The following is an 18413-nucleotide window of genomic DNA, read 5'->3' as shown; positions in this document are numbered from 1 at the left end:
TTGGTCCTAACATCGCCACCAATCCCCCCACGCCAATAAGGAAATTGAATCAGTCATATACCCTCAAATCAACAAGAGTTTTTCAACAACATTGGCTCAAAGCTGACCTTCGCTTCACAAGCCTCATTCCCCACCCCAGAATTTCAATTGACCGACGCCCCAACTTCACACACCATCACAACATACAAAAACGGGAGGAAGAACATGGCTACGTACCGCTGTGGAGCTTGCGGCATGGGTGTGAATGCGACCTGCGCCGACTGTAACGAGCCGCTCGTCAACGACACATTGGAACTGGATGACGGCAGCAAGGTGCAAATCTCGCGCTGCCCCAAATGCGAAGGCAAGATCAAATCGCCCCTGTGCTGCGGGCAGGATATGACCTGCGAGACCTGACCTACCGCGTCATTAAGAAACAAACGTACGCAGCGTCCAATCATCTCCGTCAAACCTTAACCCGCGTTCCTCTGCATCATCAGGCAACACGCGGGACCAGAATCCATCTGCACCGGTATTCTCTACCAAATTCGTTAGATGCCATTGGCCCGGATGACGGCTCAGGATCTCTTTGACAGCCCGGTCGCCCAGCCCCTTGCGCCGATGCGGGCGCAGCACAAAGAACTCGCCCATGAACCAACAGGGTGATCTCTCGGTGATCTGGCAACTGCTGGTGACCAAGGCAAAGCCAATAAGCATGTCTTGATCGTACAGCAGGTAGGGATGTTCCCAGAACCTGTCCAAGAAATCATAGTCATAGGCGCCATTGGGCGAGATCGGAAAGTAGTTCGCCGACGCCATATCATATAAGTACAGCTGCAGCAGGTTCGAAATTACAGCACGGTCCGACAGCGTCGCAGGTCGCAAGATTGAGCTACAGATGTCCATAGTGTTCATAAACAAATTCCTTTGAAATGCCGAAAGCTAATGCCACAAGCTTGCCTCAACTATTACATGACTTCTACGAAAATCGTTGTACCTTAAGGACATGCCGCTCACCCTCACCTTTGTCACAACCCTGCCCGACCCAGCCGCCTTTCAGGCGCTGATGCGGGAATACTATCAAGTCATGATCGACAAGGTCATAGCCATCGGTGGACCAACACCTTCTGCTAATGAACTTGCCACCGACACCATGCAGCACATGCAGGATCTGTTGCCGCCAAAGGGACGCACACTATTGGCCACTGACGGCGGCGGAACTCTGGTAGGATGTGGCGTCATCCGTCAAATCCGCCCCGACGCGGCTGAACTGAAACGCATGTACGTACGCCCCTCGGCGCAGGGGATGGGGCTGGGCCGACGCCTGTTCGAAATGCGCATCGACGAGGCACGACGCATGGGCTGCACCACGCTTTATGCTGATACGGTCAAGGGCAACCGCGCGATGCTGTCGATGTATGAGAAATACGGGTTCTCATACATCCCCCGCTACCCAGAAAACCCCAACAGCGCCGAGCTGGATCCGTTCCTTGTTTATCTGGAATGCAAGTTGCCAGAAATGATCTAGGCCCAAAGCTTCAACTTAGAGAGCAGGTGTTGGTTACTTCTCACCCGCTGTCGCGCTCGGCTTATCCCTACGAAAGGGAGAGGTTTTACGCAGCCGCCTGCCCGCTTTGACAAAGGGAACCGCATAAAGTTTCCAGCACGTGTCCATTTCCATCGACTTCATCCCTGCGACACCAAATTTCACATCCCGATTATCGTTTGGCATTGTGTAGGTGCCAAAAACCACGTCCCACAGCGGGAACATAAAGGCAAAGTTCTTGTCAAAATGATCTGGGTGGCAGCTGTGGTGCACGTGGTGGTGTGCCGGAGAGGGAAACACCATCGACCAACGACCGGGCCAGCGTAGCCAGATATGCGAATGACGCAGGTTATAGGCCGCTATGTTGAACAGGAACATCAGCAACGGCACGCCCAGAATGGTTGGTGTATTGGGCAGATAGCCAATCAGATTATAAGACACCCCAATCACAGCCCCATAGCCAACACCGATACACAGTGAATAGCTTAGATTGTCGATCGGGTGCTCGCGGTAGTTTGAGATAGGATGCATCACCTCGGCGCTGTGATGCACCTTGTGAAACTCCCACAAAATCGGAACTTTATGCTGCAAATAGTGCACCACATAGCCGATCAGATCCGCCACCAAAACGGTGACGAACATATAGCCGACCGATAGCATCAAGCTGCTTGATACACCGGTGTTTGCCGGAATTGATGTCATGGACTCGCCAGTGATCCACCGGAAACATGTCGCCGAAATAAAGGCCAATAGGCCAAACAACAGGAAATGACCGATCAGCTTGTGAAAGACAAAGTACCTCAGATCCAACCAGGCCGAAGGATGCTGCCACACCGACTTGGGAAACAAAAATGCCACGAAAGAGCCCTCGGCATCAGTGCCCTCAGCTCCTTTTCTGCGCCGCACAAGGTATATGACAAACGCCACTAGGATCGAGGTCGCGATATAGAGGTAGAACAGTCTTTCGCCGGGATCCAGAAATCGCATTGCGGCACCGGAAACATAAGCCCAGTAATACGATATGAAATCCGAGATCACCTGCATGTCGTCCCTCTTTTGCTGCTCTGTTTGCCTTTTGCCCCGGCTGTTTGCCCGGTGATTGTTCTGAGTCTGCGTCGAAATTTACGTAGGCTACGCACCTTGTACCTGATCACTGCGGCAAAAACACGGCGCTGGAATCACAGTTTTGACGCCTTGACCGCCCATGCCCTTGCTGTGCTGCCTGATGGTGAACCAGCCCAATAAAGCCAAATGTGGAACACGTGTCCTTTAGGGACGCAAGCCTCTTGCCGGCTCCAAATGTTCACGCTACGTTCCCGCCAACTCAACACCCAAACGACGGGACACAAAATGATCAACGGAAGCTGCCTTTGTGGCAAAGTAAAATTTCAGATTTCGGGCGAGCCATCCTCATTAAGCTATTGCCACTGTTCCAGATGCCGCAAGGCTGCAGGTGTGTTTTCAGCAGTCTTGATCGGCAAGGCCGACGACCTGTCGATCACTCAGGGACAGGATGCGATTGCAAAATTCAAATCTGGACCAGATGCAAAGTTCGAGCGCTGTTTTTGCAAGGACTGCGGCACATCGCTGGGGGACATGGCCAGTGGAGACGCCTATGTGGTCGCCGCCTCTGCGCTGGATGACGACCCCAAGATACGGCCAATGCTTCACATCCACACAGCATCAAAACCAGACTGGTATGACATCATTGATGACCTGAAAAAGTTCGACGGTGACTACATCCCAGAGCAGTAAGCCCTAGGTCCGCTTTGCAGAAACAACTGCCCTACTCCTGAATGCTCTGCATCCATGTGATCAGGTCAACAACCGGCCGGTTAGCCAACATCGGCTGGCCGGTCGGAAGCTTCAGGGCAACAGGTTCGTCCTGAAACAGCCAGCCAAAAACCGGCATTTCGCTGCCGTGGCTAACGATTGGGTCACGCCCATCAATACGCGACGCGACACGCTCAAGTGGGAACTCACCACCATTGCGGGCGCTAAGAGTGGTCAGGTTTGCAGGCTGCACCAACAAAACTGAGGCCATCGGGCCACCGCCCTTTGCATCTTCACCGTGACAAGCTGCACAGAAATGCTGGAAAAGATCCGCTCCGGTATCCGCGTCCTGGGCTATTCCGCTAGTCGCCAGCACAGACAGAAGTGAAAAAAGAACCAAACGCATCGGCCACCTCCAAACTTGTAAACACATTCGCACAATATCAACGATCGGCATCGCAAGCCTTGATGCAGGTCACGTTTCCCCCAGCGGTTTGACCGGGCCAAACGCAGTAAACAGCGCCGTGCCATTTCTGGGTGATCCGCCTTTTAACTTGGCCGTACGCCCTGTTTGCGCTCTATTCATATTGTGATGTTTTGTTTGTACCCGTTTAGAAAGGACACGCTATGGCTGTCTCGCTTCAGGTTCTCTACCCAATTAGTGACGGAACCACGTTTGACTTTGATTATTACACCAGCACCCATTTCGCCATCGTAGGCGAGCATATGGGTGAACACGTTGAAAGCATGCTGGTCACCAAGGGATTGGCCGGTGGCCCGGATGTGCCGCCCGGATACCACGCCGTTGCTTCGCTGGTTTTTGCCGACCAAGACGCTCTGAACGCCGCGATGGAGGTCGCAGGCCCGGTGCTGGCCGACATTCCCAAGTTCACTAATGTACAGCCACAAATGCTGATTGGAGAGGTGCTGAGCTGAGGTTGCGACCATGACAAAGTAACCCATGGATTACCCGCAGTGCCCCCCCCAGTCGGGCACTGCCCTAAGCACGCTAAAACAACTGCTCCACTAGCAGCAGCGACAGGGGTAGCGTCAAAAAGGCCAGCCCAGTCTGGATCGTGGTAATTGCCGCCATCAAAGGCGCATCGCCGCCCATTTGCCGCGCCAAGGTGTACGAGGCTGACGCGGTAGGTGACGCCGCAAACAACAGCGCAACCATTGTCTCCAGCTCGGACAACCCCCAAAGCTGCGCCAACAACACGGTGACCAGCGGGAACACCAGAAACTTACCGCAGATCGACAGTACCAGTGGCAAGGCCGCCGCCTGCATCGCTCGCAGTCGCAGATTGGCGCCTACACACATCAACACGATAGGCAGCGCCGCATTACCGAGCAGCTGGGTTGTGTCGTGCAGCACTGGAACCTCGCCTGCGCCCAGCACGTTAAACGACACACCAGCGAGAACCGAAACGATCAATGGATTTCGCGCCAGATCGCGCAGCACCATAGCCAGTACATTGCGCTCACTATCACGTTTGTTCAGCACCACCATCAGAGGTACCACCGACAGGTTGGTCACCGGGATCAACAACGCCATCGCCAGCGCCCCCAACGACAAACCCTCGGCGCCAAACAGGCTGCCGGCAATCGACAGCGCGATAAAGGCGTTATGGCGCGCAGCCCCTTGCATCACGGAACCGGCGCTGCCCCCGGGCAGCCCAACCGCCTTGGCTGTTCCCAAGCCAAACACCAACGCCGTTGCCATGCCACCAATAATAACCACGGAATACGACCCGACCAATTCCGCCGACAGCTCGATGGTCGAGGTCTTGTGAAACAACAGCGCAGGCATCAGAACCCAGTACACCAGCTTGTCGTTCATGTTCCAGAACTCGACATTCGGAATACCGTTACGCCGCAGCAAATAGCCAAGGACAATCAGGATAAAGATCGGCGCAATCGAAACAAGAACCGGTAACAGGGTCATTCTATCCTCCGAACCTTTCCAGTTCTTAGATGCAAGTGTTAGCCAACACTATCAGGGTCAAACCCAACTTCGCGCATCAAATCATCTGATGCGGTCTCAACCCGCCGCTCCAGCGTTTCCATGAACTCTCGACGATCCAAACCCGCCTCGATGGGCTCCAGAAACTCGACGACAGCTGTACCGGGAAAGCGTGCAATGCCCTTGCGTGGCCACATGACGCCAACATTGGTGGCAACCGGCACACAGGTTTGTTTCAGCTGGTCGTACAACACCGCAGTGCCAACTTTGTAATCAGCCTTGACCCCAGGTTTGACCCGAGTGCCCTGCGCATAGATGATCAGCTGCCCCGCATCCTGCCGTCCGGATTCAACGTCTTTGACCATCTTTTCAATGGCCGCACCACGTTTGCCGCGATCGACTGCAACACAGTCCAGCAATTTGGCATATTGCCCGATTACCGGCGTGCGCAGGATCTCTTTCTTCATGATGAACTTGGCCGTCGGCAGCGCAGTAAAGATCATCATAATGTCCAGAAACGACTGGTGCTTGGCGGCAATCAGAACTTCACCTTCTGGCGGCGTGCCACGCACCTCGCAGCGAATGCCAACCATCCAGCGGGCGGTCCAGAAAATCCAACGCGAATAGGCTTTGCAGCAGGCCCGCGCACCAGTTTTGCTGAAAATCGCCCAGGGCGCATAAACCAGGCCGATGATGAACATCATCGGATACATCTGCACACTGAACAGCAGCGCACGCACGCGCTGGATAGGGGTCATCACGTCAAATCTCCTAGTCGTTTATTTGCCGCCCGGCTGGTGGCGACAAACGCGACCAAGGCCCCAAGCAGCGGAATCGCCAGCGGCATCAACCAGCCCCAGCCAACGAAACCCAATCCCGTCAAAAACCCGCCCTCTTCCGAGGCCGCAGGCATCAACCAAACACCAATCATCCCCAAGAGGACACCAACACCGCAGCCAATCAGCGCCCGCAATGTGAACCGGCGTACAAAGGCATGTGCGATATAGCCATCCTGTGCCCCCACCAGCCGCAGCACTTCGATCACCTGCGCATTGGCCGCAAGTGCTGCATTGGCAGCCAGCGTAATCATCGCGGCCATGGCGCCCCCGATCAACAGGATCGAGAACAGCCCCAACCGTCGCAGTGACCGCGCGGCATCCACCAGCGGCTTGCGCCAACGGCTATGGTCATCCAGCACCGCACCCGGCACCTCGGCCTGCAACCGCAGACGCAGACCATCGGCGTCATATCCCTCTTCGGTCTCCAGAACCTCAATCAATTGCGGAACCGGCAGGCTGTCCAACGGTAGCTCCGCGCCAAACCACGGGGCCAGCAGCTCTGCCTGCTCATCCGCGCTCAGCGCCCGTGCCGAGGCCACACCAGGTGTTTGTTCCAACACGGTCAGGGCCGCCGCAGTTTGCGCAGCCCGCTGATCCGCCGGCGCATTGATACGCAGCGTTGCGGCCCGCGCCAGCTCATCCGCCCAGCGATCCGCAAGCCGACCAGATGCCAGCGAAAGCGCAAGCGCAAACACCGTCAGAAATGCCATCGCAGCTGCCACAAACAAGGTCAGCTGCGCGGTAAACCCACTTGGCGGTACCACCCGGTCCGCCTGCACATCGCCAACAATCAGCTGGCGGATACGACCAGTCATAGGTCTGCCCCCGCCAATTGTAATCTCTTGTCCGAGATCCGCAGCACCCGTGTCTGCACCTGATTTTTGGCAGCCCGTATCAACGACAGATCGTGGGTGGCAACCAAAATGGTTTTACCCATGCGGTTTAGCTCAACCAACAACCGCAGCAATCGCTGCGACATTTCCCAATCAACGTTACCCGTCGGTTCATCTGCAATCACCACCTCGGGTGACAGAATGACAGCCCGCGCCAGTGCCGCACGTTGCCGTTCGCCGCCTGACAGTTCCGGGGGATTGGCATGAGCGCGTTCCGACAGCCCTACCCAGTTCATCAACTCACTCAGGTTGGCCTCTTCCAGGCTCATATCCTTGCCCGACACGGTCAGCGGCAAGGCGATGTTCTCTTTGACCGCAAGGTGGTCCAGAAACCGGCAATCCTGATGCACAACGCCAACGCGCCGCCGCAACATCGCCATCTGATCACGATCCAGTCCTTTTACATCCATGTTAAACGCCCGCACCCGACCCGATGTCGGGCTTAGCGCTCCGTAACATAGTTTCAGCAGCGTCGTCTTACCCGCGCCCGAGGGTCCGGTCAGAAAATGGAACGACCCCGGAGAAAGCTGCGCTGACACATTGGTCAGCAGTTCGCCACCGCCGTAATTGTACCCTACGTTGTCCAGTTCGATCACGGCTGTCCCCTGATTAGATCCAATCCGTTGTGCCCCAGCAGCGGGGTAGTTTCAATGGCCCGTGCTGTTGCCGGCAATCCCCTGCTTGACCGGCGCAGAAAATCGGTATGAATTGTCTCTTTCTAGAAGCGACAGAACTGCTTATGCTCTTTAGAAAAACACCATCCGACAGGGGCTTATAGCTCAGGAGACACAGAATGCGGCTGACATGTCCGAACTGCGACGCCCAGTATGAGGTACCGGACGAGGTCATTCCGTCCGACGGCCGAGACGTGCAATGCTCCAATTGTGGCGATACCTGGTATCAATCCGGTCCCAATTCTGCCCCAGCCGACACGCCAGAGGATACCCCGTTTGCCGAACCTGTTCAGGAAACCCAGCCTGAACCACCGACCGAGCAACCGACCGAAGACATCGTTAAAGAGCCAGACGAGGAACTGACAGAGGAACAGGACGAGGAAACCGTCCAGCAGCCCGAAGCAGAAATTCCTCACGAAGACGCCGAAGACGACCCCGAGCCGCAGCCCGAAGTATTGGACAGGGATGACGAGCCGGATGTTGACCCGGACCCCATCTCGGAAGCGGACCCAGATGAAGAAGACACCACCGAGGATGATCCGGGCGAAGACAATTTGGTTGAGGAAGACCAGATCGAGACGCCTGCCCATCCCGGGCTTGCCCGTGGCATGGACCCCTCGGTTACTGGTATTTTGCGCGAGGAAGCAGAACGTGAGGCCAAGCTAAGGGCCGCAGAAAACACCGGTCTGGAAAGCCAACCGGAACTGGGCCTTGATGCAGGCCCCATTGACGAGCCCTCACGTCGGGCTAGCCAGGCCCGTGATCGCATGGCTCGGCTAAAAGGTGAGAACCCCGCACTCCTCGCCGCAGCCGAAAGCGGATCGCGGCGTGGGTTGTTGCCAGACATCGAAGAAATCAACTCGACCCTGCGGGCCAACAGTGACCCTGCAGCACAAGCACCGATCGCAACCGAAACAGAGCACCCACCCCGCCGCAAAAGTGGATTTTCGCGGGGCTTTGCCATTATCGTTCTATTGATGCTCGTAATGGTCCTGACCTATACCAACGCCCGACAAATCGCTGAAGTCCTGCCACAGGCAGATCCTTTCATCAGCAGCTATGTGGCATGGGTAGATCAGGCCCGCATATGGCTGGACGCCAAGGTCAGCGGGCTTATGCTCTCGCAGTAATTCAGAAGCCGTGGCTTATTGGCAGTGGGACGATTGACCCGTGTAGGCTGCGTGTTTGCACGCGCAGCCAGCCCTTAGAACCGGTCCAGCAACCGCTGAAGATACCCACGCTCTTGCTCACTGCGCTCCTGCTCATCTGCACGGCGTCGGATTTCCTCTAACAAATCCCATGCCCGACGATAGGCACTACCTTCGCCTATGCGGCTGCCATCATCACCCGTTCCATTGCGCCCTTCGGGCTGGTCACGACCTAGCGGATCCATCCGGCTACCCTGACTGGCGGTGCTGCGACCCGACTGGCTACCCGCCTGACCGGGTTGCTGCTGTTCTGCCAATGCTTCGCCCAAGGCACGCATTCCCTCGCGCAACCGTTCCATTGCTTCAGCCTGCTGATCGATTGCCTCAGCAAAATCACCCTGCTCCAACGCCTCTTGCGCCCCTTCCATCGCACGCCCTGCATCTTCAAGTGACTGACGCGTGGCATCACCTTCTTCACCGCTGCCCAGCGGCAAGCCATTCTTCTGGCGCTGCAATTCCTCACGCAACGCTTGCTGACGCTCAGCCAGAGAGTCGCCCGGCGATTGCGCGCCAGCCTGCCCTTGGCCAGATTGGGAACTGCCATCTTGGCCTTCCTGAGAGCCACCCTGCTGTTGGCCCTGCTGGCTATCACCGCCCTGACCACCCTCGTGGTTCTGACCTCGGCCCAGCCCGCCATTGCGACCCTGATTTTGCTCGCTCTCACCTTTGCCAGCGCCGGGATTGAACTGTTCCTGCAGATCGCGGAACGCCTGATCCGACAGCCCCTGCTGCTCTTTCAGTGTCTCCGCAAGACCTTCCATCGCCTGCTGACCTTCGCTGCCACCCTGCCCTTGCTGGCTTTCGGTGACGCGCATGTTTTCCATCAGCTCCTGCAATTCCCGCAACGCCTGCTCGGCCTCGGCCATGCGGCCCTGCTCCATCAGTTCCTGAATGCGGTCCATCATTGCCTGCAGATCATCCTGCGATAGCTGCATCATGTTCTCGGGCATCTGGCCCTGCTCCATCACCTCGCCATTGGCCTCGGCCTGACGTTGCAATTGGCGCATGTAATCCTCAGTCGCTTCACGCAGCTCTTGCATCAGCTCGGCGATTTCCTGATCGCTGGCGCCATCGCGCATCGCCTGACTTAGCCGTTCCTGAGCCCGCCGCAGCCGTTCCAACGCATCGCCGACATCGCCATCTTCCAGCATCAGCGCCAGATCCCACAGCGCTGCCGCGATCTCATTCTGATATTCAGGCGTTAGCCCAGCTGCTGTATAACTCTCCAACCGCCGCAGGATCATCCGCATCCGCAGATAAGCCGACGGACTGCGAAACTGTCCCTCGGGTTTATGGGTCAGCGTCCGCATGATCTGAGCAATCCGCCCTGCATTGCTACGCGACCACAACAAATCCCGCCGCTGTTCGACCACGGCCGCTGCCAACGGATCAAAGAACCGCCGCGCCAGCAGCGGCGCCCCAAAGCCAGCTGTCTCGCCCTTCTGCTCAGCCGCATCATGTGCTTCAAATGTGTAGGTCACGGGCAGATTGGCCCAAGGGTGCTGCGAGAAATCGTCAATCAGGTGCTCAACAAAATCACGCCGGTCCCCTGACAACGGCAACGGCAGATCCAGCACAATTTCGTCCCGCGGGTCAGGGGCCGCCGCTAGGCCATGCCGACGGTCCACTGCCAGCATATCCAGTGCAATGCGCACCTCGCCCCCGGCTACCCCATAATCATCCATCGCCGCAAACGGCAGTGACATGGTGCCATCTGGTTCTATCTCGGGCTCACCCGCGACCGAAATCTGTGGTGGACTATCCCCAATCACCTCAACCTGCCAGCTTTGGCCACCGACGCCCTCGATTGCCAGATCACCGGCTTGGTTCACTGTGAACTCTTGCTGCGCATCCGCCGCCGACGGAAGCTCTCCGGTGCGACCAGACACAGTTTCAGCCAGTGTCAGCGACCCGGCCTGACCATAGAATCGCAACGTCACCGTACTGCCCTGTGGCAGCTCCAAATTCGCGTTATTAACATCGTTCAGATACAGCGTTGGCAGACCAGTATACCGAGGCGGCTGCAACCAGCCCTCCCAGGTTGGCCCGCTCATCGCAGATGCCGCACCCGGCCCCAAATCGCGTACCGTACCAACCCGCCAGATCGATCCAAACAGCAAGGCCACCACCAGGGCCAGCATTGCCACATAGCGCAGCGCATAAGGGTCAGCCGCTGCAATCCGCAAGTTAGGCTGCGGCGCACGGGCCTTGGCCGCACGCTCTGCCATACGTCGCTGGTGCGCCTGCCACAGCTGGGTCGAGGCCGCGTCATCACCGCCTATAGCCTGCGCATCCATCAATGCATTGATAGGCCGCCCCGGTAGCGTTTCATCCAAACGCGCCATCGCCTGCGCCCGACTGGGCCACTGCAGCTTTCGCACGCCCCTGACCAGCGCGATCACCGCACCCAAAAGCGCGACAACAGCCCCTGACCACACCAGTTCCACCGACAGCATGTCATGCAGCCCCAACATCAGCGAGGCCAGTGCCAGCATGACAACCGAGGCCAAGGGCCAAAAGGCGCGCAGGCTGGTTTCCGCAATCATCCCCATCCGCGTCAGCCATAGCGGCCAACGCAGAGACTTCAGTTTTGGATCAAGCCGCGGATATGCACCCATTTGTCGATGATCTCCTGAGGGTCGACGCCGGATCGCGTCAGAGCCACTCGGGTATGCTATCGCGATTTATCATTTCGTCAAAGGTCGGGCGTGCGCGGATAACCGCGAATTGATCGCCATTCACCAGAACCTCGGGGATCAGGGGGCGCGAGTTGTACTCGCTTGCCATCACCGCGCCATAGGCCCCGGCACTGCGAAACGCGATCAGATTGCCAGCCGCCATCGGTGGCAGGTCACGCTGCTTGGCAAAGGTATCACCACTTTCGCAGACCGGACCAACGATGTCATAGGGCTGGCTTTCGATACCTGCCGCAGGTTCGACGACGGGAATGATATCATGATGCGCCTCGTACATCGCCGGACGGATCAGATCGTTCATAGCCCCATCAATAATCAGGAAATCCCGGTCCTCGCCGGATTTCACATAGATCACTTCGCTGATCAGCATCCCCGCATTGCCCGCGATCAACCGGCCCGGCTCAATCTCAATTTCACAGCCCAGATGTCCCAGAGTGTGCTTGATCAGCATGCCATATTCCACAGGCAAGGGCGGCGCATCGTTGGACTGCGTATGATAAGGAATGCCCAAACCACCACCCAGATCCAGACGGCGAATATTGTGCCCTTCGGCCCGTAACACCTCGGTCAGTTCCGCCACCTTTTGATAGGCCAGGCGGAACGGCTCCAAGTCAGTCAGCTGAGACCCGATGTGCACGTCGATCCCAATCACCTCTAGCCCCGGCAGGGCCGCAGCGCGGGCATAAACCTCCACCGCTCGGGAAATCGGAATGCCAAATTTGTTCTCGGATTTGCCAGTGGCGATCTTGGCATGGGTCTTGGCATCCACATCCGGGTTCACCCGCACTGTGATCGGCGCCACCACGCCCAGCTCCAAGGCCACGGCGTTGATCACTTCCATCTCAGGCTCGGATTCGACGTTGAACTGGCGAATGCCACCGCTCAGCGCTACGCGGATTTCCTCGGCTGTTTTGCCAACACCGGAAAACACGATCTTGTCGCCGGGAACGCCGGCCGCCTTGGCACGCAGATATTCGCCCTGACTGACCACATCCATGCCCGCGCCGACCTGCGCCAGCGTTTTCAGGATCGCCTGATTGCTGGCCGCCTTCATCGCATAGCAGACCAGATGGTCAATCCCATCCAGCGCATCGTCAAACAGCCGAAAGTGTCGCTGCAGCGTTGCGGTGGAATAGACGTAAAACGGGGTACCAACGGCAGCCGCAATCTCGGCTACCGGAACATCCTCGGCGTAAAGCGCGCCGTCGCGATAAAGAAAATGATCCATGCCTGCGCATAGACCGATTTTAGGGGCCAGATCAATTGATTCCGCTGCATTCCCCTCATCCAAACGCTCCCGCCCGTGGCCGGACATCAAAGATGCCCGTCCCCCGTTGGGCCTAGCGCCGCCCCTGCGGTGCGGCGCGCACTTCCCCTGTCAGCCCCGGGTCAAGGACCGCATCGCGGCCGCGCTTGCGCGGTTCATCCTTGAGGCGGGGATGGCAAGTCACACAATTGAACTGGTTCCTGAGGGGCAGACCTGCCCTTCAGGAACCTCTCAGCAAAAAGAAAACGCCGCGCAAAGCGCGGCGCCGGGCCCAACACTGCAAGGGGCTTCAGCGTCAGCTGAGGCACCCCGCAGGGGCGGGAGATTTTTGTCTAGGTCAGAAGGACAAGATCAGAACCCGAGATAGAGGCTCATTGGTCCTTTATGCAGGCCAACAGCACCGCCGACATTTACACCGCTGCTAGAGACCCCAACACCAGCGTTTAGTGTCGGTTGCACCGGTTCGCCGTCAACGCCACAGGCGGTCAAAGCGACCACTGCCATCAATGATAAAATCAATCTGTGCATCGTCCGGTCTCCTTCCAGTCCTGCAAGCAGGTCACGCGCCGATAATGTCTGTCCAGCGGGCCACCTGCTGACGCACCTGCGCCGGGGCTGTACCGCCATAGGACATGCGTGAGTTTACCGAGTTTTCAACCCCCAGAACAGTAAAGATGTCAGCCGTGATCCCGGCATGCACACCCTGCATATCCTCAAGGCTCAGGTCCGGCAGATCACAGCCGCGGCTTTCGGCCATGGCGACCAATGTACCGGTGACATGGTGCGCATCGCGGAACGGCACCTTAAGCACCCGAACCATCCAGTCAGCCAGATCAGTCGCGGTTGAAAAACCAGAGCCAGCCGCCGCAGCCAGAGAGTCGCGGTTGGCGGTCATGTCTTTCACCATGCCCTCCATCGCCGCTAGCGCCAGCATCCAGTTGTCGGCGGCGTCGAACACCTGCTCTTTGTCTTCCTGCATATCCTTGGAATAGGCCAGCGGCAGCCCCTTCATCACCATCATCAGCGCGGTGTTGGCGCCAAAGATCCGGCCCACCTTGGCGCGGATAAGCTCGGCGGCATCAGGGTTCTTTTTCTGCGGCATGATCGACGATCCGGTCGAGAACCGATCTGACAGGGTGACAAAGCGGAACTGGGCTGTGGACCAGATCACCAGTTCTTCGGCAAAGCGGGACAGGTGAACGGCGCAAATGGATGCGGCACTCAGGAACTCCAACGCAAAATCACGATCCGAAACTGCATCCAGTGAGTTGGCGGCGGGGCGGTCAAAGCCCAGCGCGGATGCGGTCATGTCGCGGTCAATCGGGAAAGACGTCCCCGCCAGAGCCGCAGCACCCAGCGGTGATTCGTTCATCCGGGCGCGGGCATCACGTACGCGGGACAGATCGCGACCAAACATTTCGACATAGGCCATCATGTGGTGGCCCCAAGTCACCGGCTGCGCCACCTGCAGGTGGGTGAAACCGGGCATCACCCAATCGGCACCGGCCTCAGCCTGCGCCAGCAGCGCCTTGATCAGTGCCAGCAGGCCAGCCTCGGCCGCGTCCAGCTGATCACGAACCCAAAGTTTAAAGTCAGTTGCGACCTGATCGTTACGCGACCGGCCAGTGTGCAAACGACCCGCAGGTTCGCCGATGATTTCCTTCAGACGGGCCTCCACATTCATGTGGATGTCCTCTAGCGCGGTGGAAAACTGGAAAGTTCCGCTATCAATCTCTGACAATACGGTGAGCAGGCCTTCCCTGATCGCCTCGGCATCGTTATCGGTGATCACGCCTGTTGCAGCGAGCATCGCTGCATGGGCCCGCGAGCCGGCAATGTCTTGCGCCGCCATCCGCTGATCGTATCCGATCGAGGCATTAATTGCCTCCATGATCGCGTCCGGGCCAGCGGCAAAGCGGCCGCCCCACATTTGGTTCGAGGATTGGTCTGTCATGGTAAGATACCCGGAGATAAAATGCGTCTGTTACGTCTGATCCCCCTTTATATCGCTCTGAGCTTGGGTGCAAATGCTGCCCTTGCCATCGATCTTCCGACGCTAGAGGCGATGCGCGTCGGCGACATGAAGAAACTGAACTTTCACAGCGAGCCTAAGCCTGTTTCGGACAAGGAGTTCTTTCTGGCAGATGACGCCGGTACTGGCACTTTGGCTGAATACAAAGGCAAAATTGTCTTGCTGAACTTTTGGGCGACTTGGTGCGCGCCTTGTCGGGCCGAAATGCCAATGCTGGAAGAGTTGCAAGTGGAATTGGGCGGCGACGATTTTGAAGTCGTGACCCTGGCCACCGGCCGCAACTCACCCGCCGGCATTGTCAAATTCTTTGAAGAAGCCGGCATCGCCAACCTGCCCCGCCATCAGGACCCGAAACAGGCGCTGGCCCGTGAAATGGCGGTACTTGGCTTGCCGATCACTGTCATTCTGGACCGCGAGGGGCGCGAGATTGCCCGACTTCGTGGTGATGCGGAATGGGACAGCGACAGCGCCAAGGCGATTCTGTCTGCCCTGATCGCCGAGCAATAACGCACTATCTTGTCCTCTGTGTTTGCCCCGACATCCGGGGCGTCGACCGTATTCACAGAGGACAACACCATGCATCCCGTTGTTTTATTGATAGGCCGCCTGCCGCATGTGGTTGGCGATGTAGCACAGCAGTTGGATCACCTGCCCATCGAATGGCTGGGCGCACATGATCACGCCGAGGTGGTGCGCCAGTTAGAAACTGAACCGCGCATCGCCTGTGTTATCATGGGCGCCGGGCTGGACGATGTCATTCGGGGCGACCTGATCGGCATCATCGCCGAGATGCGGCCTGACGTCTGCATTCACCTGAAAGATCGCACTTCGGGGCCCGACGGGCTGGTGCCATTTGTTGAACGAATTGTTCAGCGCGACTTGCTATCCCTACCCGAGCAGTTGGAAATGGCCGTGTAGGCATCTGAATATGTTTCATTAAAAAGCGATCTTTAATCACGTCTTCACCCTTTTAACGGACCTTGCTCGATAACGATCAACGGATACTGTCTCGATAAGTGATGAGGACCAGAAGGTGAAAAAGCAGCAACGAATCAAGGCGGATATGCCTGAGGGGTCTGAGAACCCGCTAAATGCTGCCGTGGTAGGCCGGGACCAATCCACGCTGAGCATGGTGGAAGAGGCAATCAAGCACAACCAGACCATGCTGGCGTATCAGCCTGTCATGCAGGCCCTCCCCCCCCATGAACCCGCTTTCTACGAGGGGTACATCCGGGTGCTGGACGCAACAGGCCGGGTGATTCCCGCGCGTGATTTCATGCCGCTGGTGGAAGACAAGGAAACCGGCCGCGTACTGGACTGCCTGGCGCTTGAGCACGGTTTCAAGGCGCTGGCTCGCAGTCCCGACATCCGCCTGTCGATCAACATGTCTGCCCGGTCAATCGGATATGGCCGTTGGACCCGAGTTGTCGAACGCTTCATGAGAAAAGACGCCACGCTGGGTGAACGTCTTGTGCTTGAAATGTCCGAGGCTTCGGCGATGGCCGCACCGGAACTGGTGGTCGACTTTATGGGCCGGATGCAGGAACACGGCATCGCCTTTGCGCTGGATAGTTTTGGCGCCGGAACTTCTGTTATCAAGTACTTCCGTGATTTCTTCTTTGATGCGGTCAAAATCGACGGCCAGTTCATCCGCGGCGTACATGCCAACCATGACAATCAGGCGATGACGCGGGCGCTGGTGTCGGTGGCCAAGCAGTTTGACATGCTGGTGGTGGCTGAATCCGTCGAAAACCGCGAGGATGCTGAGTTTCTGGTATCGATCGGGGTCGATTGCCTGCAGGGCTTCCTGTTTGGTGCACCCTCGGTCAACCCACCCTGGATCGATGACCTGAAAAAGCGCACCCGCGCCTGATTACGCCCCGAATTTGCTACGTAGAAATACCCGGTTTTATTGGAACCGGGTATTTTTCTGTTTACGCAATTGACTCGACGCCCCCCTCTGAGACACCCTGCGAATTGCTGCACTTGCAGCAATTCGCTATTTTGACCCCAGTAAGGGAGGGAAATGTCAGATGCTGCGCCTGCAAACAGCACCACCAACTCTGTACATTCTCCCGTCGCATATTTGATGGCAGAGGACCCACATAAATGACCAATGTTGTAATTGCATCCGCCGCGCGTACCGCCGTTGGCAGCTTTGGCGGAGCCTTCGCCAACACACCAGCCCACGATCTGGGGGCCACTGTTCTGCAAGCCGTCGTCGAGCGCGCCGGTATTGAACGCGGTGAAGTATCCGAAACTATTCTTGGTCAGGTGCTGACTGCTGCGCAGGGCCAGAACCCTGCCCGTCAGGCCCACGTTAACGCTGGCCTGCCGATTGAATCCTCGGCCTGGGGTTTGAACCAGGTTTGTGGTTCCGGGTTGCGCGCTGTAGCCTTGGGCGCACAACACATCATGCTGGGTGACGCTGAAATCGTCGCTGCTGGTGGTCAGGAAAACATGACCCTATCGCCCCATGCCGCACATCTGCGTGCCGGTCACAAAATGGGCGACATGAAATACATCGACACCATGATCCGCGACGGTCTGTGGGATGCATTCAACGGCTACCACATGGGTCAAACCGCTGAAAACGTTGCCAACAAGTACGAAATCTCACGCGATGAGCAGGATGCTTTTGCGGTTGCCTCGCAGAACAAAGCCGAGGCTGCACAAAAGGCTGGCAAGTTTGCCGATGAGATCACCGCCTTCACAGTGAAGCACCGCAAGGGTGACATTGTTGTCGATCAGGACGAATACATCCGCCACGGCGCCACTATGGAAGCCATGCAAAAACTGCGCCCTGCCTTTGTGCGTGATGGCGGTTCGGTCACAGCGGCCAACGCATCCGGCCTGAACGATGGTGCTGCGGCGACGCTGCTGATGTCAGCCGACAACGCGGAAAAGCGTGGCATCACCCCACTGGCACGCATCGCGTCCTATGCCACTGTCGGTCTGGACCCATCGATCATGGGCGTTGGCCCGGTCTATGCGTCACGCAAAGCGCTAGAGAAAGCGGGTTGGAGCGCTGGTGATCTGGATCTGGTTGAAGCCAACGAAGCCTTTGCCGCACAGGCCTGTGCCGTTAACAAGGAAATGGGTTGGGATCCTGAGATCGTCAACGTCAACGGTGGCGCCATTGCCATTGGCCACCCCATCGGCGCCTCGGGCTGTCGTGTTCTGAACACCTTGCTGTTTGAAATGCAGCGCCGCGACGCCCAAAAGGGCCTTGCCACTCTGTGCATCGGCGGCGGCATGGGTGTCGCGTTGTGCGTTGAACGCCCATAACCCGGCACACCACTGATTCTATTAAGGGCGTCCTTTGGGCGCCCTTTTTCTTTGCGCGCCCGGAATTCGCGCTGATTATTGCTGCAAATCAAGGCTCCGGTTCGGCAGATTTGGTAAATTGCCGATAAGCAGCTAAGCTTTTCACGCCCATGTCACATCTCGCATGCGACAATTGTGCGGCAATGCAGCATTTTTCCTTGCGCAATAATATTGCGCGTGTAGGACTAAATTCGTAGCAAGATTACTAAGTGAAAC

20 protein-coding genes are annotated in these 18413 nt (G+C 57.4%); 9 read left to right on the top strand and 11 right to left on the bottom strand.

All coding sequences use genetic code 11. The features are described 5' to 3' along the window. Positions 1-204: 204 nt before the first annotated feature. Entirely contained in the window at positions 205-396 is a 192-nt protein-coding gene (locus DL239_RS17140; RefSeq protein WP_157021396.1) for a hypothetical protein, read from the top strand. Positions 397-408: 12 nt separating this feature from the next. Here DL239_RS17140 and DL239_RS17135 read toward each other — a convergent pair whose 3' ends face one another. Continuing rightward, positions 409-894, bottom strand: a complete 486-nt coding sequence (locus DL239_RS17135; protein ID WP_167685327.1) for a GNAT family N-acetyltransferase — start codon at positions 892-894, stop codon at positions 409-411. Between the two features lie 91 nt (positions 895-985). On the opposite strand from DL239_RS17135, the gene DL239_RS17130 reads away from it, so the two are divergent. Continuing rightward, the gene (locus DL239_RS17130; RefSeq protein ID WP_167685326.1) at positions 986-1507 is read left to right on the top strand and encodes a GNAT family N-acetyltransferase; all 522 of its coding nucleotides are present in this window, start codon (positions 986-988) and stop codon (positions 1505-1507) included. 33 nt (positions 1508-1540) lie between these two features. Here DL239_RS17130 and DL239_RS17125 read toward each other — a convergent pair whose 3' ends face one another. Continuing rightward, positions 1541-2569: a sterol desaturase family protein gene (locus DL239_RS17125; RefSeq protein ID WP_167685325.1), complete on the bottom strand. Its 1029-nt coding sequence runs from the start codon at positions 2567-2569 to the stop codon at positions 1541-1543. 207 nt (positions 2570-2776) lie between these two features. On the opposite strand from DL239_RS17125, the gene DL239_RS17120 reads away from it, so the two are divergent. After that, a complete protein-coding gene (locus tag DL239_RS17120) occupies positions 2777-3280 on the top strand; it encodes a GFA family protein (RefSeq protein WP_369410585.1) in 504 nt (167 codons plus the stop codon). 31 nt (positions 3281-3311) lie between these two features. On the opposite strand, the gene DL239_RS17115 is transcribed toward DL239_RS17120, so the two are convergent. Next, positions 3312-3704, bottom strand: a complete 393-nt coding sequence (locus DL239_RS17115) for a c-type cytochrome (protein WP_167685323.1) — start codon at positions 3702-3704, stop codon at positions 3312-3314. A 221-nt stretch (positions 3705-3925) separates the two neighbouring features. Here DL239_RS17115 and DL239_RS17110 point away from each other — a divergent pair, with 221 nt between their 5' ends. Continuing rightward, positions 3926-4234, top strand: coding sequence for an EthD family reductase (locus DL239_RS17110; protein WP_167685322.1), 309 nt, complete (start codon positions 3926-3928; stop codon positions 4232-4234). Positions 4235-4307: 73 nt separating this feature from the next. Here DL239_RS17110 and DL239_RS17105 read toward each other — a convergent pair whose 3' ends face one another. Genes DL239_RS17105 through DL239_RS17090 form a run of 4 tightly spaced genes read right to left on the bottom strand, consistent with a single transcriptional unit; the run spans position 4308 to position 7589 of the window. Next, the gene (locus DL239_RS17105; RefSeq protein ID WP_240931919.1) at positions 4308-5243 is read right to left on the bottom strand and encodes an AEC family transporter; all 936 of its coding nucleotides are present in this window, start codon (positions 5241-5243) and stop codon (positions 4308-4310) included. 38 nt (positions 5244-5281) lie between these two features. Then, positions 5282-6019 (bottom strand): lysophospholipid acyltransferase family protein, encoded by a 738-nt coding sequence (locus DL239_RS17100; RefSeq protein ID WP_206188510.1) that lies wholly within the window; start codon positions 6017-6019, stop codon positions 5282-5284. Then, positions 6019-6915: a cell division protein FtsX gene (locus tag DL239_RS17095; RefSeq protein ID WP_167685320.1), complete on the bottom strand. Its 897-nt coding sequence runs from the start codon at positions 6913-6915 to the stop codon at positions 6019-6021. Before DL239_RS17095 ends, DL239_RS17100 begins: the two co-directional genes overlap by 1 nt. Continuing rightward, positions 6912-7589 carry a cell division ATP-binding protein FtsE gene (locus DL239_RS17090; protein WP_167685319.1) on the bottom strand — a complete coding sequence of 226 codons (678 nt, stop codon included), beginning with the start codon at positions 7587-7589 and terminating at the stop codon, positions 6912-6914. The genes DL239_RS17095 and DL239_RS17090 overlap by 4 nt, the downstream gene beginning before the upstream one ends. A gap of 197 nt (positions 7590-7786) precedes the next feature. Between DL239_RS17090 and DL239_RS17085 the strand changes: the two genes are divergently transcribed. Next, entirely contained in the window at positions 7787-8797 is a 1011-nt protein-coding gene (locus tag DL239_RS17085) for a zinc-ribbon domain-containing protein (protein WP_167685318.1), read from the top strand. Positions 8798-8871: 74 nt separating this feature from the next. Here the strand turns inward: DL239_RS17085 and DL239_RS17080 are convergent, their stop codons facing one another. The 4 genes from DL239_RS17080 to argH form a co-directional block, all read right to left on the bottom strand. Then, complete coding sequence (locus tag DL239_RS17080) at positions 8872-11493, bottom strand: TIGR02302 family protein (protein ID WP_167685317.1); 2622 nt, start codon at positions 11491-11493, stop codon at positions 8872-8874. A 37-nt stretch (positions 11494-11530) separates the two neighbouring features. After that, positions 11531-12799, bottom strand: a complete 1269-nt coding sequence (gene lysA, locus DL239_RS17075; protein WP_167685316.1) for a diaminopimelate decarboxylase — start codon at positions 12797-12799, stop codon at positions 11531-11533. 390 nt (positions 12800-13189) lie between these two features. Continuing rightward, a complete protein-coding gene (locus DL239_RS17070; RefSeq protein WP_167685315.1) occupies positions 13190-13366 on the bottom strand; it encodes a hypothetical protein in 177 nt (58 codons plus the stop codon). Between the two features lie 31 nt (positions 13367-13397). Next, on the bottom strand, positions 13398-14792 hold the full coding sequence (argH, locus tag DL239_RS17065) for an argininosuccinate lyase (protein WP_167685314.1): 1395 nt from the start codon (positions 14790-14792) through the stop codon (positions 13398-13400). A 21-nt stretch (positions 14793-14813) separates the two neighbouring features. Here argH and DL239_RS17060 point away from each other — a divergent pair, with 21 nt between their 5' ends. From DL239_RS17060 to DL239_RS17045, 4 genes are all read left to right on the top strand, one after another. Next, the gene (locus DL239_RS17060; RefSeq protein WP_167685313.1) at positions 14814-15377 is read left to right on the top strand and encodes a TlpA disulfide reductase family protein; all 564 of its coding nucleotides are present in this window, start codon (positions 14814-14816) and stop codon (positions 15375-15377) included. Between the two features lie 69 nt (positions 15378-15446). Further along, positions 15447-15788: a hypothetical protein gene (locus DL239_RS17055; RefSeq protein WP_167685312.1), complete on the top strand. Its 342-nt coding sequence runs from the start codon at positions 15447-15449 to the stop codon at positions 15786-15788. Between the two features lie 115 nt (positions 15789-15903). Then, the gene (locus DL239_RS17050) at positions 15904-16743 is read left to right on the top strand and encodes an EAL domain-containing protein (protein WP_167685311.1); all 840 of its coding nucleotides are present in this window, start codon (positions 15904-15906) and stop codon (positions 16741-16743) included. Between the two features lie 236 nt (positions 16744-16979). Beyond that, on the top strand, positions 16980-18158 hold the full coding sequence (locus DL239_RS17045; protein WP_167685310.1) for an acetyl-CoA C-acetyltransferase: 1179 nt from the start codon (positions 16980-16982) through the stop codon (positions 18156-18158). Positions 18159-18413 lie beyond the last annotated feature (255 nt).

The sequence above is a fragment of the Parasedimentitalea denitrificans genome, assembly GCF_011813015.1.
In the GTDB taxonomy this organism is placed as follows: Bacteria; Pseudomonadota; Alphaproteobacteria; order Rhodobacterales; family Rhodobacteraceae; genus Parasedimentitalea; species Parasedimentitalea denitrificans.
Note: the sequence above shows the minus strand (reverse complement) of the source record. Positions and strands in the feature narration are given on the sequence as shown.

What these genes read in the sequence shown, in the direction of transcription:
- DL239_RS17140 (WP_157021396.1), top strand. Translation starts at nt 205, where the DNA reads ATGGCTACGTACCGCTGTGGAGCTTGCGGCATGGGTGTGAATGCGACC.
- DL239_RS17135 (WP_167685327.1), bottom strand. Translation starts at nt 894, where the DNA reads ATGAACACTATGGACATCTGTAGCTCAATCTTGCGACCTGCGACGCTG.
- DL239_RS17130 (WP_167685326.1), top strand. Translation starts at nt 986, where the DNA reads ATGCCGCTCACCCTCACCTTTGTCACAACCCTGCCCGACCCAGCCGCC.
- DL239_RS17125 (WP_167685325.1), bottom strand. Translation starts at nt 2,569, where the DNA reads ATGCAGGTGATCTCGGATTTCATATCGTATTACTGGGCTTATGTTTCC.
- DL239_RS17120 (WP_369410585.1), top strand. Translation starts at nt 2,777, where the DNA reads ATGTGGAACACGTGTCCTTTAGGGACGCAAGCCTCTTGCCGGCTCCAA.
- DL239_RS17115 (WP_167685323.1), bottom strand. Translation starts at nt 3,704, where the DNA reads ATGCGTTTGGTTCTTTTTTCACTTCTGTCTGTGCTGGCGACTAGCGGA.
- DL239_RS17110 (WP_167685322.1), top strand. Translation starts at nt 3,926, where the DNA reads ATGGCTGTCTCGCTTCAGGTTCTCTACCCAATTAGTGACGGAACCACG.
- DL239_RS17105 (WP_240931919.1), bottom strand. Translation starts at nt 5,243, where the DNA reads ATGACCCTGTTACCGGTTCTTGTTTCGATTGCGCCGATCTTTATCCTG.
- DL239_RS17100 (WP_206188510.1), bottom strand. Translation starts at nt 6,019, where the DNA reads ATGACCCCTATCCAGCGCGTGCGTGCGCTGCTGTTCAGTGTGCAGATG.
- DL239_RS17095 (WP_167685320.1), bottom strand. Translation starts at nt 6,915, where the DNA reads ATGACTGGTCGTATCCGCCAGCTGATTGTTGGCGATGTGCAGGCGGAC.
- DL239_RS17085 (WP_167685318.1), top strand. Translation starts at nt 7,787, where the DNA reads ATGCGGCTGACATGTCCGAACTGCGACGCCCAGTATGAGGTACCGGAC.
- DL239_RS17080 (WP_167685317.1), bottom strand. Translation starts at nt 11,493, where the DNA reads ATGGGTGCATATCCGCGGCTTGATCCAAAACTGAAGTCTCTGCGTTGG.
- lysA (WP_167685316.1), bottom strand. Translation starts at nt 12,799, where the DNA reads ATGGATCATTTTCTTTATCGCGACGGCGCGCTTTACGCCGAGGATGTT.
- DL239_RS17070 (WP_167685315.1), bottom strand. Translation starts at nt 13,366, where the DNA reads ATGCACAGATTGATTTTATCATTGATGGCAGTGGTCGCTTTGACCGCC.
- argH (WP_167685314.1), bottom strand. Translation starts at nt 14,792, where the DNA reads ATGACAGACCAATCCTCGAACCAAATGTGGGGCGGCCGCTTTGCCGCT.
- DL239_RS17060 (WP_167685313.1), top strand. Translation starts at nt 14,814, where the DNA reads ATGCGTCTGTTACGTCTGATCCCCCTTTATATCGCTCTGAGCTTGGGT.
- DL239_RS17055 (WP_167685312.1), top strand. Translation starts at nt 15,447, where the DNA reads ATGCATCCCGTTGTTTTATTGATAGGCCGCCTGCCGCATGTGGTTGGC.
- DL239_RS17045 (WP_167685310.1), top strand. Translation starts at nt 16,980, where the DNA reads ATGACCAATGTTGTAATTGCATCCGCCGCGCGTACCGCCGTTGGCAGC.